Genomic DNA, 14,080 nt, shown 5'->3' with positions numbered 1-14,080 from the left:
CCAATAGCCTCTCACTTCATTGATTTGATCCGCAGTCGTTACGCCGCTTTTCGTCCTGAATCGTTCGCCCTTCTGAAATAAACAAGAACCAAAAGCAAGGCTGCCAGACTGACACAGCTAACCACAACAATCAGGCTAAAGAAATTGGACTCTGAAATTGTTCGACGGAACAGAATGCCGAGAATTGCCGAGGACGCTATCGATCCTATATAGCGACAGGTTTGAAACAGGCCCGAACCGGTGCCAACCATCTTTTCCGGAGTCAACTGCAGCATCGATGCCTGGAGTGCAACATTGCTGACTCCATAGCCACCTCCCATGAGCAAAAGAAACAGGCTAATGCCCACAAGTGAATGCTGATAAGCAATGAGCAGCATCAAGAGCGATCCTATCAACGTTAGCCAAGCGCCCATCCGAATCGGACGCGAAACGCCTGATTGATCAATCCAGTGCCCACACAGCAACGACGCAGCAACACTGGCAATGGACATAAACAGCATCATCGCGCCGCTTGCACGCACGCTTAAATGGAGTCCGCTTTGAAAAAAGACCGGCATCCCATAAAAGAGGCAATAATTGGCTATATTCATGAAAATAAAAAGCAAATAAACTAGTGATAACTTATGATTGCTGTGAAGTAAAGGCAGGTCTATAAAGGGTTCGCTGACCTTCGTCTCCCTGAGAATAAGCAAACCAGCAGCAACTAAACCGATCATTAAGAACAGCCATTCACGATGCGATTCAAATTCTAGCAAAAACCAAAGCAAGCTGACGATGCTCAGTGTAAAGAGCCCAATGCCCAAAAGATCCAGTTTCCGCATTAATTCTTTCAGCTTCCTTCCCTGCTGCTTTTTATCCGCAGGGATAACCAATGCGCCAAGTACCAGGCTGACCAGTATGAAAGGGAAATTAACATAGAAAATACTTTGCCAACCGCCCCATACAATCAAAAAGCCACCGACTGTCGGTCCAAACGCCGTCATTACTGATGCACAAATAGCGAGCACCGCCAAAGCTGATGCCTGCTTTTCCTTGCTGACGTGATGGTGAACCAGCGCCACCCCAGATGGATAGACCGCACTGCTCCCTGCTGCTTGAAGGAAGCGCATCAGAAGCAGGATAATGAATACCGGAGCGAGCGGAGCAAAGACAGACGCGATCGCTGCAATGATAAGACCGATTAAGAACAATTTTTTGCGTCCGATAATGTCACCCAGTTTACCGGTAACCGGCTGTCCCACCGCACTAACTAGATAAAACCCCGAAACGAGCCAAGAGACCGTAGCGAAATCAAGCCTGTAATCACGCTGAATGCTATGAAGTGCGAGCGCAATCATCGATGAGTTCAGTGGATTGAGAATGGTTCCTGAGGCAATAGCAGTCATAAAGATTGCGGAATTCGTTTTCCAATTTTTCATCAGTCATCCTGCCCAACAATTTGGTTCGTTTTACGGACACAGCCTAAATATGGGAAAATGTAGCGAATCGATGCCTGATGCTCTTCCTCCGTATGCGCCGTCATCGCGTCCTCTGCAAAAATTTGATTATAGCCGAGATGAAAGGCTTCGCGCGCCGTGCTTTCGACACCACGATTCGTCGAAATGCCAGCAAGTACGATCGTATCAATACCGCGCCGCCGCAACTGCAAATCGAGCTCGGTTCCGAAAAATGCGCCCCATTGCCGCTTCGTCAACCGCAAATCAGAAGGATGTACCTCAAGCGCTGGATCCAATTCAGCCCACCCTGCCGGCGGTTTCGTTCCGAAAGCCGGTTTGTCGCTGATCACATGAAGAATTTCTCTGCCATCGGTAAAATCAACGGTTACAAAAATCACAAGGCCATGGTGGTTATGAAATTCATCCACCAGTTTCACTGCGTTAGTCACAGCTTCTCGTCCGCTTGGACCCGACACGATACCCTTTTGCAAGTCGATCAGAACAAGCGCTGTTTTTTTAAAATCAAGCATCTTACCTCTCTCCATCATTTCACCTTCATTTTTACTTTCTTCCCTGCTCTATTGCCTTATTCAACTTTTCCAATAAGTCTGCGAGCTGCGCCTTTTCTTCCGGACTCCAGTCACTGAGCAATTCTTGATAGCCGTCATAACGCTGCCGACGCAGCTGCTTCACGGACACGCTTCCGGATTCCGTAATGGATATCAGACGCACACGGCCGTCCGCTTTACCCGTTTTCCGGCTGACAAGTCCTCGCGCCTCCAGTGCTTTAACCTGGCGACTGAGCGTCGACACATCGAGTTTAAAATAATCTGCTAATTGCTGGATACTGCGTGGGTTCCTCTCAAGCAGTTGGCAAAGAATTAGATAACACGAACGCGGCAAGCTGCATTTCTTCCCGTCCACGGTCTTCTTAAAATCAGCCCGTCGCAGCAGATGGACAACCTCATACTCAATACGGCCGATGGATTCGTTGCTCTCCTTCATATTCCTCTTCCAATCGCAGAATTTATTTGTATTATACAACCTTTTAAACGTGTACTCAAACACGCCGCCTATATTTTTATGAGACCTGCACAATCTAAAGAGAGACTGGAGGTATCTTAATTGCTACAGTTTATCTATCTTATAGCCATTGCCATTTATCTTTTTGCATCCATCTTTCCACAGGCGATGGCGCTGAACCACTTGCTTTCCATTTCTTGTCTGCTGGCCGTCCTGATGAGTCTGCACCGGGCACGGGGCCTTGCCTTGTTCTTTAGCCTTTCATTTCTTAGCGGTGGTTTGTTTTTGCTCGCAGCAAGCAAATCCGCCCCGTTCAATTATTTACTCAGCTTCGGCAATATGATTCAAATGGTCACACTCTTTGCCCTCGTCCCTATTTTGGCCATTCCGGTACGCTGTGGCAATTACGCGCAAGAGGTGAGCTGCCTCATCAATTTGAGAATCAGGAACCAGGGGCAGTTGTACCGACTGACCTCTCTCCTTTCTTATTTTTTTAGTTCATTCATGAACCTAGCGGCTTTGCCGATGGCTTATTATGCCATTGATGGCGCCGATCGCGTTTCGCAGTTGGGAAATAAAAATCAATTTTTCAGCCGATCAATGACGCATGGCTATGCCATGCCGCTACTCTGGAGCCCGATCACACCGATCGTTGGCACGGTACTGCTGCTGACTGGCACGCGTTACACAACAATTCTGCCGCTGCTTGTCCTGCTCAGCATCTGTGGCCTACTCATCGATTGGAGTTTAGCCGGCTCAGCCACCCCCTTGGCAACTGCTGCCTGGCCTGATCGACCGGTACGCAACCACCCCTGGCGACTGCTGCATTTATTACTGGCTACCTTGCTACTTAACCTCTTAGTGGTTCTCCTTGATCATGCCGTTTCGCTTTCTTTTTTGCTGCTCGTCAGTTTTCTTGTTTTACCTTTTGCTTTTGCATGGAGCCTGCTACTTGGCAAGACGCGGCCGTTTCTCTCCGCTGTGCAAGAACATTTTCGGGTGTACCCAATTAAAATGAGCAATCAATTCCTTATCTTTCTTTCCGCTGGATTTTTCATGACGACTTTGCATGTCTCTCATGCTGACGTCCTGATCACCGGATGGGTCAGTCAGCTGATTGCTTATACCGGGTTCCGTTTTTTCCTCGTGCTTCTGCCACTCATTCCTTTTTCATTGGCTTTCCTCGGTTTGCACCCGGCGATTGGACTTGCTCTGGTTGCTGGTGCATTACAGGCCGATCTGCTCAATCAAGCGCCCATTGCTGTTACAATCGCGATGCTCGGCGGAGCGATTCCTGCTTTTTTGATGGGCCCTTATAACGCAACGCTCGGGATGATGGGCGGATTGATCGATGAGCAGCCACTCGTGCTCTCGCGTTGGAACCTGCCTTTTACCGCTGCCTATCTGCTTTTTCTGACCATCTTCGTTCAGGTGCTTTATGTCCGCCTGTAACGTGCAAGTCGATTGATGAATCGACGCATGGGCGAGTAAAGCCAGCGCACCTCGCTGCATTTTTGTGCGAAAAACTTTATACATTCTTATCTCTCAAAAAAAACGCCTAAACGGCGTTTTTTTCTCTAATTTTTATCATCAGAAAAACCATAGCTTTTCTCGCTTACTTGTTCAACGCTTTATTAACAAATTCCATATCAACCAGTTTCTCATACGAGTAACCTTTCGTATAAATACCGGTCTTCTTCACCACATCAAGTGGCTTTGCAACAGCGGCTCTTGTGATGTAGCCATCTTTGCTCCACAATTTATCCTTGTAGGCCCGATCCATCGCTGCTTTCAGACTGGCATCCGGCGTGGTCGGAAATTCTTTTTTTAGCACCTTGAAGGCTTCCGCCTTATTATTATTAACTAGCTTGAGGCCTTTCAGCATTGCATTGACAAATTTTTGAACGGTTTTCGGATCGGTTTTGATGGTGGATGCTTTTACGCTAACGACTGAGTAAGCATAATCGCCCATGCTCGGGAAACCGTAGAAGGGTTCACTCCAGACCCCCTTTTTAATGCCATCGTTAATTTGTGGCTCGCCGCCGTTAGCGATTTTGTCTTTACCTTGCTGCACAAGCGAAACAACTGCCGCCGCATCTGCGGGTTCGTCAAGCTGGACGTCTTTATTCGGATTAAGACCAAGCCCGATTAATAAATAACGGGTGAGCAAATTTGGGCTGCCGCCGTAGCGTCCGGCTGCAATGCTTTTGCCTTTAAGAAACGCCTTCAGTTCGGCATCTGATTGTCCGGTATAAGGTGTTTTTGTGCTTGCCATCAAGTAGACATTGGCGCGGTTAACCACATTGACTACCGATGTAATCGGATCTTTGCTTTTGCCCGCATTAACGATTTGGACAGAGTCAGGACCGCCGATCACACCCCATGCATCGCCGCTGACGACCGCGGTTACATGGGCACCGCCAGTCGCTGTGATGGTTTTGACGTTCAATCCTTCCTGCTTAAAATAACCTTTATCAATTGCTACATAAAGCGGCAGATAGGCAATTAGATGTACGGGTTCAGCGATTATCAGGTTTTTCGCCGGTGTTTTTTTACTGCCAGAAGAACCAGCAGCGCCGCACCCTGATAAAATAAGCAAAGCGACTAGTAACAGTGACAGCAATCCTTTTAATTTTTTCATCGCATGATTCTCCCCTTTTTAAGATTTCGGCGTACGTCCGCGCATCAGCAGGCGTTCTAACCAGACGGTTCCCAGATACATGACAATGGATAAAAAAGATAAAACAACAACGCCGACCCAGACTAGATCAATATCAAGCACTTGACCTGCATAAAGAATCATCCGGCCGATGCCTTGTCTGGAACTGATAAATTCGCCAACAATCGTGCCGGCAAGCGCGAGCGAAATATTGATTTTCAGCGTGCTAACCATCCAGGGAATTGACGAGGGCACAACAACCTTCAGAAAAACGTGGTGCCGTTTTGCGCCAAGTGAAATCAGCATCTTCTCGAGGTCCTTGTCAATATTGCAAACACCACTGTAAGCGGCGATCGCCGCAACGATCACCGTCATCAGAAAAGCAAGAACGACTTTTGAATCAAAGCCGATACCAAACATGATGACGAGCACCGGCGCGAGCGCGAGCTTGGGAATCGCATTGATCGCAATCATATACGGTTCGGTAATCCGTGAATAAAGTTCCGACCACCAGAATGAAAGGCCGATTGCCGAACCAATCAGTGTACCGGCAATAAACCCGAGGATGGTTGCGCCTGATGTATAGGCTAAATCTGAGAGAAGTGAGCCATGAACAACCGCTTGCCAACCGACGCGAACAATCGTGCTGGGGCTGCTCCAATAGTAGCTATCTAGCCAGCCGAAACGCGTGCATCCTTCCCAAAGGACGAGAATCAAGAGGCCGATCGCCATTTGCCCAATGATCGCGCGCCGTCTGATCCTTTTCGCACGCCTGCTTCTATCCTCAATAAAAAGACCTGGAGATGGCGCCTTTGTTTTACCCGCCATGGGCATCACCTTCATTTCCGTCGAACTCCGGATGCGGGCGTTCTTCGTTCAGCATCAGCAGCAATTCCCTTTTCAACTGGAGAAACCGTGCTTCCATCATCGTTGTTTCGTTACGCGGCCGCGCCAAGTCCACTTGAACCTTGGCCTTTATTCGTCCCGGACGTTTGGTGAATACGTAGATTTCATCTGACAAATAAATGGCCTCATCAATATCGTGGGTCACAAAAAGAACGGTTTTCTTGAATTCATTCCAGATCTTCAATAGCCAGTTCTGCATTTGCAGTCGCGTCTGCGCATCGAGCGCGCCAAACGGTTCGTCAAAAAGAATCACTTGCTTATCATCAAGCAATGTTCGAATCAATCCCGCCCGCTGGCGCATGCCGCCGGACAATGCGTCAGGGTGGTCGCGCTCGAATCCGCCAAGGCCATACTTTTGAAGCATTGGAATCGCGCGCTGCCGCGCCTCCTTCCGCGACATCCCACGTATCTCGAGAGCAATAATCACATTATCGAGGATCGTCCGCCAAGGTAGCAGCAGATCTTTCTGCAGCATATAGCCGACATGGCCCGTTTCTCCGGTGATCGGCATTCCGCTCAGAGTGATTTCTCCCTCCGAAGGTCTTTCAAGTCCCGCTATCATATTGAATAGAGTCGACTTCCCACAGCCGCTCGGACCGATGATGCTAATGAATTGTCCGCTCTCCACATGCATGGTGATGGGCTGGACAGCGCAAAAATTGATCGCATCTTTCTTAAAATATTTACTGCAATGATTGATAGCCAATTCACTCACGGTTGAATCACATCCCTTCAAGTGAATGAAGCGGCGACTTTGAACCGCCAATCTGCCCTTGATAATTTCCGCAGCCCTTTTTTTGGGCTCTAATCATGGTATATGCACTAGGCACCTGCCGTGACACAGCTTAAAAGCGAAGAAATGATGGATGTGAGCCGTGCCCTCGTGTTCAAAAAAGTTATGAACCATCTGGCGCGCGAGGGAAAGAATAGGGATATTACAAGCCTCGACCGTGTTGCGCAAAGACCCGTAATTGAAGACTCCGTTCACTGTTTCGTACCGTGAACGGAGATTTTTCGTTTTCTCCACAACCGATGCATCAGCCTGCACGAAGTGGTAAGATTAGTAAATAGTAGTCTAAGGAGGTTCCTCTGTTGAAAGAAGATTTAATTAAACGCTTTATTTCCTATGTCAAGATCAACACCCAATCGAGCGACGAGAATTCCGGATGCCCATCCACACCGGCGCAACTGAATTTATTAAATCAGCTAGTCAATGAATTGAAAGCGATTGGCATGTCCGATGTGACGATCGACGCCAACGGCTATGTCATGGCCACATTGCCTGCGACGCTTGATCAGGATGTGCCAACCCTCGGTTTTATGGCACACGTCGACACGGCTACTGATTTCACGGGTGATGGCGTGAACCCACAATTCGTTGAGAATTATGATGGCGGCGACATTCTTTTAAATAAAGAAAAAAATGTCGTCCTCAGCCCATCGGTATTCCCTGATTTAAAAAAATACAAGGGCCAAACATTGATTACAACAGATGGCACGACTCTGCTCGGCGCCGATGATAAAGCCGGTGTTGCCGAAATTATGACGGCGATGGATTATCTGATCCATCATCCAGAAGTGGCGCATGGCCGGATTCGCGTGGCCTTTACTCCTGATGAAGAAATTGGGCGTGGTCCGCATAAATTCGATGTCAAAGCTTTTGATGCCGCACTAGCCTATACGATCGACGGCGGCGCGCTCGGCGGTCTGGAATACGAAAATTTCAACGCTGCAGAAGCAAAACTAACGTTCCAAGGCAGCAATGTACACCCTGGATCCGCGAAGGGCAAGATGGTCAACTCGATTAAATTGGCCATTGATTTCCAGAATCAGATTCCGTCCGAAGAAGCGCCGGAGCTAACAGAAGGTTATGAAGGCTTTTATCATCTTCTGAGTTTTGTCGGCGATGCCGAACAGACCAAACTTAATTACATCATCCGCGACTTCGACAAAGCGAAATTTGAAGCAAAGAAAAAGTATGTAACGGAGCTCGCGCAGAAACTTCAGGAAAAGTACGGCAAAGACGCGGTTCTGCTTGATCTTCATGACCAGTACTATAACATGAAGGAAAAGGTTGAGGAGCATCAGGAAGTCGTCGCTATCGCCTATAAAGCGATGAAAAATCTGGGCATCGAACCTCAGGTACTGCCCATCCGTGGTGGCACGGACGGCGCACAAATTTCCTTTATGGGTCTGCCGACACCGAATCTTTTCGCCGGTGGCGAGAACTTCCACGGCAAATACGAATACGTCTCCGTGCAGACAATGGTTAAGGCTGCGGAAACGATTGTTGAAATCTCTAGACTATTTGCAGAACAGAATTAATCAAAGCCTTAGTCGATAAGCCCCCCTGATCCTAGCCGTATGGCCAGGATCAGGGGGGCTTTATTCATTCCAATCGATGCGTCGTTATGTTACCATAGAGACAGCGCTTCCAATTTCATTTTCCCCACTCAGAAATCAAGGAGGAGACAGAACCATGGTTCAAAGAAAAGTGATTCTGCCTGTCATTTACGCCCTGTCCTTGCTTCTTTCTGTCTATGTTGTGATTCAGTATTTCGTTTTTAGGCCGGATCAAGCGGCAATGGTTGCCGCAAAACTTAGCGACCGATCATTTCCGTACACCATTTGGCTCTATTTCTTTTATCCCCACATTATTCTTGGCATTCTTGCCCTAATTTGTGGCGGCTTTCAACTGACGCATTTCAGCCAGCGTCGACGTAAACAGCACCGATTCTTCGGCAGAATCTATGCCTACTCTGTCTTTCTGAATAGCCTCATCGTCCCTTATCTTGCGCTCTTCGCAACCGGCGGCCTTCCCTCTACCCTTGCTTTTCTGTTCCTTGATCTGTTCTGGCTCGTCACGACAGGCCTTGCCATTTTGCATATTCGGAATAAGAAGATTGCCGCGCACAGGCGATGGATGATTCGCAGCTACGCAGTCACCTTCGTTTTTGTCACGTTCAGAGTCCTGCTCGTCATTTTGCAGCTACTTTCTCACGCCCCGTTCTCCATCACTTTTCCCCTTTCCATCGTTCTCGCACTCTTGCTAAATCTTGCGGCGGCACAAATTTATCTCAATAAGGCTTCGTGGAAGCAACAACCATCCAAACGATTGGAGGGGTAAGCGTGAATGAAATTCTAATTGCTCTTGTATTATTACTGCTCTTGATTCGCCACCAATTGAAATCACGTCTATTAAAGCGCAGCCTGTTCACCCTCCCGCTTCTCCTTCTCATTTATTCGATTTACCTCAGCGTAAATGCCGGAGTCAGTCTGCCCGAATCATTTTCACTCGTGATCAGTACCGTGCTTGGCGGACTGATTGGTCTCATACAGGGAAAGTACGCATCGGTTTATGAGACGGACGGTTTTTGGTGGGTCAGAGGTTCCTGGCTGACTTTAACCGTCTGGCTTCTATCCATCCCCGTGCGTTATCTCGTAAAGTATGGGTATCTTGAAGCTTTTCACGTGCATACGGTACTGATTGGAAGCCAGGCATATATCCCGATATTATTCTCGCTAGCCGGCATTCTCTTTGGCAAAGTTATCATGCTGACCTGGCGTTTTCCCGAGCAGATGCGCGCCGCTGCAAATGATCAATACCGCGGCGCCCGTCGAGCCGCAAGAAGATCGCACCGGCAGAACAAGAGAAAATAAACGCTCCCGCAAAGTTTATACAGAAGCGAGAGCAACAAATATAAAAATAGCGTTTCCACTCGTGCTTCATCTGGCGAATGTTCGAATAAAGCGGCAAACAGCCGGTTTATTTTTTTTCGCTTAAATAAACTTTTCCTCGTTTGCCAAGCGTCTGTTTCACGGAACGGATATCCTGGACATTATACTTAGCCATAAAATAATAGCAGAGCGCTGACGGAATCAACGGCAGCTGGAGTAAGCTCATTGTCAGTATATAATCGGCTGAATCATGGATGTAAATCGAAACGATAGCAAGAATCGCCCCCATGCCGAGGTTGCCGACTGTCCGTCCTAAACTGTTAGCCAGGTTGGCGATACTAAAGACCGTCCCGCGATGTTCCGGAAGATTGACGTCTGTTATCAGAGCAAGCCAATTCGGCGTATTGGCAGACTGTGCCGCGGATGCAAACAGTGAAATAATAAACAAGGTCAAAACCCATGGATTGAGAAACAGTTGTGCGACAAGACTGATAAACAGAGCGGCAGAATTCGTCGTATGCGGCAGACTCAGGTTATCAATTGGAAAAACAAATAATAGAATGTACAAAGGCATCGTGATGAGTACCAAAGCGGCTGTCAGGAGTGCCCTTGCCTTATAGCTACGCTTCTGAAGCACGTCGCCGAGATAACCGAAAAAGGAGGAAAGCGTCCCACCGATTTGAAAAATGCCGTACAGAAACGCCGCAACAATCACGGCAATTTTCGTCCCGTATCCCAATTCTTCAATTTTCGCAATATATAAAGTCGGCAGCCAAATCAGACTGCCTGTGGCAATATTCATGAAAAATCCTTGAAGGAAGAGCAGCAGATTGCTGCGTTTGGCAATCATCAGACGCACCTGATCGAGCGTGATCCGATACACATAGTCTTTGCCACCGGCAATCAGAGCCTGTAATTCCGGTTCCGCACTGCCGAATTTCGGTTCTTCTACAAAAAAGTAGAAAAAAATCAACAAAAGTCCAATAAAACTCAAGATTTCAAATGGAAAGCGCCAATTAGATAAAGTTGAAATAATCGAGGCCAGCAGTGAACCAGCAATACCGCCAAGACCTTGTGACATCCCCCAGAGACTCAATACAACACCGCGGGAATGGTATGGCACGTAATCGGTTAAAGCGCTGAACCCGATGGACGCAACGCAACCAAGACCGATACCTGTGATGATTTGATAGACCATCAAGTCCAAATAGGACTGGCTTATCGAGGTCAGGAAAACACCGATAACCCAGATAATTGTTCCGAAGATGATTAACCGCTTTCGATTATATTTGCCTGACAAATAGCCCCAAAAAAGCGATGAAAAAGATGTCGCTAGAATATTGACCGCGGAAATCACGCCCATGGACGAAATAGCTACACCCATATCCTGAGAAATGCTCTTGAATAGTGGTGGGAACAGGCCAATGACAATATTGTCAAAAGCGGCCAGGCTCACATAAACCGAAATGGCGTAAATTGTTGTAAATTTCTGATGAGACATGTGCAAGCGGCTCCCTTGAGAAAGCCGTTGCAGCTGCAAGGGCTTTCTGATACGATTAATCAATAACTTATGAAAAAAAATTGTTTCTTGTCCCAGTTTATCATACAATGTAACTTAGACAGAAGAGACTGCTTATCTAGCGGGTCAGTCCAATTGTTAGAGAAAGGATATCTTCGATGATCAAAAACATACTCATCATATCGTCAAATTACACGGGCCATGGCCACAAAAGCATTACTGAATCTTTGAGTGAAAAATTCGACATTGTTCCGGATGTGAAGATTCACGTCGTCGATGGCTTTTCGCTTGGCGGGAGTGCGCTTCTTAAAGTCGGCAAAATGTACGGACCAATCACCAGAAATTCAGAGAACCTGTGGAAAGTCATTTGGGACTACACATCGGTCAAGGTACCTTTTGTCAACCATTTGATAGAGATGAAGATTCGGACTCGATTTCTTGCTCTGCTCGACAAAGTTAAGCCTGATCTCATTCTAACCGTCCATCCGAATTTTAATGGCTCTGTGTTAAATATTCTTGAAAAAAATGATATTCATATTCCTTTTGTCACCTTGATTGCCGATTTAATCAGCATTACCCCATTTTGGGCGGACGCGCGAGCGGATTACGTCATCAGCCCAACGGAAGAGGCCAAGGAAAAATGCATTGAATTCGGCGTTCCTGAAGACAAAATCAAGGTTTTCGGATTTCCGGTTCGATCAAGATTTTACAATCATTCTGAGCCGGTCGCTACGGATACCGAGCAGTACTCACCGAATAAACCGCTCAATTGTTTAATTATGAGTGGCGGCGAAGGTGTCGGCAATATGGGCAAAATGGCAAAGACCTTGATTGACAACTTTGGCTTCAATATTACCATTGTAGCGGGTAGAAATGAGAAATTACAGGCCCATCTGCAAAAAACACTTGGCAAAAAATATGGTGATAAAGTCAAGGTATATGGCTTCACGAAAAATATCCAAGACTTGATTTCAGCCGCCGATATCGCATTCATCCGCAGCAGTCCGAATGTGATGATGGAAGCCGTTTCCTGTAATACACCAATTGTGATTACCGGTGCACTTCCTGGCCAGGAGGCGGGAAATCCACGATTTGCTGAGAAGTATCATCTAGCCATTACCTGTGACTCCATGAGTGATTTGGTGCCGACAATTAACGAATTGCTTGACGATAATGTAGCGATGCTTAAGAAAATTAAGAAATCGCAGCAGGAATATGTCGATCCACAGAGTCCTGAGAACATCGTCAACTTCATTCTCAGTGTTCCTAAAGAAGAACTGCAAACGGCCGGCATGGCGCAGGAACATAATGCTTCCTCGTTGAATAAAATTAATTTCGAATCATAACTATTTATTTATGCCAAAACACCAGCAGCTGGGCTGCTGGTGTTTTTTAATTCATCATGACTTTTGCTAAGAAAAGATGGGCCTTGCCAAGCCTTTTTTCAACAAATGCGCTTCGGCTGCTCGCTTGCCGCGGGCGATCCGTGAGCCTCCTCAGACAGGCTAGAATCTGCGGGGTCTCACTTGGCTCGCTTTTCCCGCAGGCGTCTCGCACCTGCGCGGCATTTTTATTGCAAATCTTATACATTCTTATCTTTTAAGAAAAACTTGCCTTAGCCAAGTCCCTTTTGTAACAAATATGCTCCGGCTGCTCGCTTGCCGCGGGCGTGTCGCCGTTTCCTTGCCCGCTCTGCCCTTTGAATAAAAGAGACGTGGTTTGCACCCCCGTCTCTTCATACGCTTCTATCTCATTCACCGCTTAAACTTCCGCTTTTCTCTGGCGTTCCTTTTTGATTTGTTTGCTGCGCAACTGCCCACAGGCCGCGTCGATGTCTGTACCGAACTCTTTACGGACAACAGCGTTGATGCCGCGTTTTTTCAGTGTCTCGTAGAAGGCGATAACTGAATCCTTCTCGCTGCGCTGATACTCTGAATGCTCCTCAACTGGGTTATAAGGAATCAAATTGACATAGGCGAGATGTCGCTTCTTTTCAAGAAGTTTCGCTAGCTGCAGCGCCTCTTCCTTGTGGTCATTAATCCCATTCAGCAAAATGTATTCAAAGGTGATTCTCCGATTCGTTTTCTGCAGATAGTAGTCAACAGCATCCATAAGTTTTTCAATCGGATAAGCCTTATTGATCTTCATAATTCTGCTGCGCAGTTCATTATTTGGCGCGTGCAGCGAAATTGCCAGATTGACCTGCCAGTCGATATCGGCAAATTCATAGATCTTTGGAACAATACCGCTCGTCGATACCGTGATGTGACGTGCACCGATTGCCAGTCCTTTTTGATCATTAATAACGCGTAGAAAGGCGACCACCTGTTCAAAATTATCAAAGGGTTCACCAATGCCCATCACAACAACATGGCCAATACGCTCGCCCTTCCCTTGACTATCGAGATCTTTCTGAATCATCATCAGCTGCTCAACCATTTCACCACTTGTCAGATCGCGGTTTTTCCGCAACAAGCCGCTTGCACAGAAGCTGCAGCCGATATTGCAGCCAACTTGCGAGGTTACACAGACAGACAAGCCATATTCATGAGGCATCAATACGGTTTCAATCAGATTGCCATCGAGCAGTTGGAACAGGTATTTAGTTGTGCCGTCCTGAGCCTGCTGATGAATCTGCTCACGTAGCGTACCCATTTCAAAATTCTGTTTCAGAAGTTCAATTCCCTTTTGAGGAAGATTAGTCATCGCATCAAAAACGCCAACACGCTTCACATACAGCCAGTCCCAAATCTGTGCCGCGCGGAATTTCTTCTCCCCGTGATCGAGCAGCCAGGCAGTCAGTTCAGTCAGCGTCAATCCATAGATTGATGGTTTACTCATTCGCTTACCTCTTTCATT

Annotated in this window: 14 protein-coding genes; 5 read left to right on the top strand and 9 right to left on the bottom strand. The window is 47.2% G+C overall.

Features of this window, described 5'->3' with window-relative positions:
• Positions 1–38: 38 nt before the first annotated feature.
• Genes JOC27_RS01670 through JOC27_RS01660 form a run of 3 tightly spaced genes read right to left on the bottom strand, consistent with a single transcriptional unit; the run spans position 39 to position 2,441 of the window.
• Positions 39–1,418, bottom strand: coding sequence for an MFS transporter (locus JOC27_RS01670; RefSeq protein ID WP_205005258.1), 1,380 nt, complete (start codon positions 1,416–1,418; stop codon positions 39–41).
• Positions 1,418–1,981: an isochorismatase family protein gene (locus JOC27_RS01665; RefSeq protein ID WP_415641008.1), complete on the bottom strand. Its 564-nt coding sequence runs from the start codon at positions 1,979–1,981 to the stop codon at positions 1,418–1,420. The genes JOC27_RS01670 and JOC27_RS01665 overlap by 1 nt, the downstream gene beginning before the upstream one ends.
• A 16-nt stretch (positions 1,982–1,997) precedes the next feature.
• Positions 1,998–2,441, bottom strand: coding sequence for a MarR family winged helix-turn-helix transcriptional regulator (locus JOC27_RS01660; protein ID WP_205005256.1), 444 nt, complete (start codon positions 2,439–2,441; stop codon positions 1,998–2,000).
• 120 nt (positions 2,442–2,561) lie between these two features.
• On the opposite strand from JOC27_RS01660, the gene JOC27_RS01655 reads away from it, so the two are divergent.
• Complete coding sequence (locus JOC27_RS01655; RefSeq protein ID WP_205005255.1) at positions 2,562–3,911, top strand: hypothetical protein; 1,350 nt, start codon at positions 2,562–2,564, stop codon at positions 3,909–3,911.
• A 163-nt stretch (positions 3,912–4,074) separates the two neighbouring features.
• On the opposite strand, the gene JOC27_RS01650 is transcribed toward JOC27_RS01655, so the two are convergent.
• The 3 genes from JOC27_RS01650 to JOC27_RS01640 are packed head-to-tail and all read right to left on the bottom strand — an operon-like array spanning position 4,075 to position 6,739.
• The gene (locus tag JOC27_RS01650; protein ID WP_205005254.1) at positions 4,075–5,100 is read right to left on the bottom strand and encodes an ABC transporter substrate-binding protein; all 1,026 of its coding nucleotides are present in this window, start codon (positions 5,098–5,100) and stop codon (positions 4,075–4,077) included.
• An 18-nt stretch (positions 5,101–5,118) separates the two neighbouring features.
• On the bottom strand, positions 5,119–5,946 hold the full coding sequence (locus JOC27_RS01645; RefSeq protein ID WP_205005253.1) for an ABC transporter permease: 828 nt from the start codon (positions 5,944–5,946) through the stop codon (positions 5,119–5,121).
• Positions 5,936–6,739, bottom strand: a complete 804-nt coding sequence (locus tag JOC27_RS01640; protein WP_205005252.1) for an ATP-binding cassette domain-containing protein — start codon at positions 6,737–6,739, stop codon at positions 5,936–5,938. Before JOC27_RS01640 ends, JOC27_RS01645 begins: the two co-directional genes overlap by 11 nt.
• A 377-nt stretch (positions 6,740–7,116) precedes the next feature.
• On the opposite strand from JOC27_RS01640, the gene pepT reads away from it, so the two are divergent.
• The 3 genes from pepT (at position 7,117) to JOC27_RS01625 (ending at position 9,684) form a co-directional block, all read left to right on the top strand.
• Positions 7,117–8,349 (top strand): peptidase T, encoded by a 1,233-nt coding sequence (pepT, locus tag JOC27_RS01635; protein WP_205005251.1) that lies wholly within the window; start codon positions 7,117–7,119, stop codon positions 8,347–8,349.
• A gap of 154 nt (positions 8,350–8,503) precedes the next feature.
• Positions 8,504–9,151 (top strand): DUF2306 domain-containing protein, encoded by a 648-nt coding sequence (locus JOC27_RS01630; protein ID WP_205005250.1) that lies wholly within the window; start codon positions 8,504–8,506, stop codon positions 9,149–9,151.
• A 2-nt stretch (positions 9,152–9,153) separates the two neighbouring features.
• On the top strand, positions 9,154–9,684 hold the full coding sequence (locus JOC27_RS01625; protein WP_205005249.1) for a hypothetical protein: 531 nt from the start codon (positions 9,154–9,156) through the stop codon (positions 9,682–9,684).
• Positions 9,685–9,790: 106 nt separating this feature from the next.
• On the opposite strand, the gene JOC27_RS01620 is transcribed toward JOC27_RS01625, so the two are convergent.
• A complete protein-coding gene (locus tag JOC27_RS01620) occupies positions 9,791–11,203 on the bottom strand; it encodes an MFS transporter (protein WP_205005248.1) in 1,413 nt (470 codons plus the stop codon).
• A 176-nt stretch (positions 11,204–11,379) separates the two neighbouring features.
• Between JOC27_RS01620 and JOC27_RS01615 the strand changes: the two genes are divergently transcribed.
• Positions 11,380–12,567 (top strand): MGDG synthase family glycosyltransferase, encoded by a 1,188-nt coding sequence (locus JOC27_RS01615; protein ID WP_205005247.1) that lies wholly within the window; start codon positions 11,380–11,382, stop codon positions 12,565–12,567.
• Between the two features lie 253 nt (positions 12,568–12,820).
• Here the strand turns inward: JOC27_RS01615 and JOC27_RS01610 are convergent, their stop codons facing one another.
• Positions 12,821–12,979 (bottom strand): hypothetical protein, encoded by a 159-nt coding sequence (locus JOC27_RS01610; protein WP_205005246.1) that lies wholly within the window; start codon positions 12,977–12,979, stop codon positions 12,821–12,823.
• 3 nt (positions 12,980–12,982) lie between these two features.
• Positions 12,983–14,062 (bottom strand): dual-specificity RNA methyltransferase RlmN, encoded by a 1,080-nt coding sequence (gene rlmN, locus JOC27_RS01605; RefSeq protein WP_205005245.1) that lies wholly within the window; start codon positions 14,060–14,062, stop codon positions 12,983–12,985.
• Positions 14,063–14,080: the final 18 nt, after the last annotated feature.

Origin of the sequence: Sporolactobacillus spathodeae, assembly GCF_016908935.1 — a bacterium.
Lineage (GTDB): Bacteria > Bacillota > Bacilli > Bacillales > Sporolactobacillaceae > Sporolactobacillus > Sporolactobacillus spathodeae.
Note: the sequence above shows the minus strand (reverse complement) of the source record. Positions and strands in the feature narration are given on the sequence as shown.

Coding starts and splice junctions, on each gene's coding strand:
- JOC27_RS01670 (WP_205005258.1), bottom strand. CDS start 1,418: ATGAAAAATTGGAAAACGAATTCCGCAATCTTTATGACTGCTATTGCC.
- JOC27_RS01665 (WP_415641008.1), bottom strand. CDS start 1,981: ATGGAGAGAGGTAAGATGCTTGATTTTAAAAAAACAGCGCTTGTTCTG.
- JOC27_RS01660 (WP_205005256.1), bottom strand. CDS start 2,441: ATGAAGGAGAGCAACGAATCCATCGGCCGTATTGAGTATGAGGTTGTC.
- JOC27_RS01650 (WP_205005254.1), bottom strand. CDS start 5,100: ATGAAAAAATTAAAAGGATTGCTGTCACTGTTACTAGTCGCTTTGCTT.
- JOC27_RS01645 (WP_205005253.1), bottom strand. CDS start 5,946: ATGGCGGGTAAAACAAAGGCGCCATCTCCAGGTCTTTTTATTGAGGAT.
- JOC27_RS01630 (WP_205005250.1), top strand. CDS start 8,504: ATGGTTCAAAGAAAAGTGATTCTGCCTGTCATTTACGCCCTGTCCTTG.
- JOC27_RS01620 (WP_205005248.1), bottom strand. CDS start 11,203: ATGTCTCATCAGAAATTTACAACAATTTACGCCATTTCGGTTTATGTG.
- JOC27_RS01615 (WP_205005247.1), top strand. CDS start 11,380: ATGATCAAAAACATACTCATCATATCGTCAAATTACACGGGCCATGGC.
- rlmN (WP_205005245.1), bottom strand. CDS start 14,062: ATGAGTAAACCATCAATCTATGGATTGACGCTGACTGAACTGACTGCC.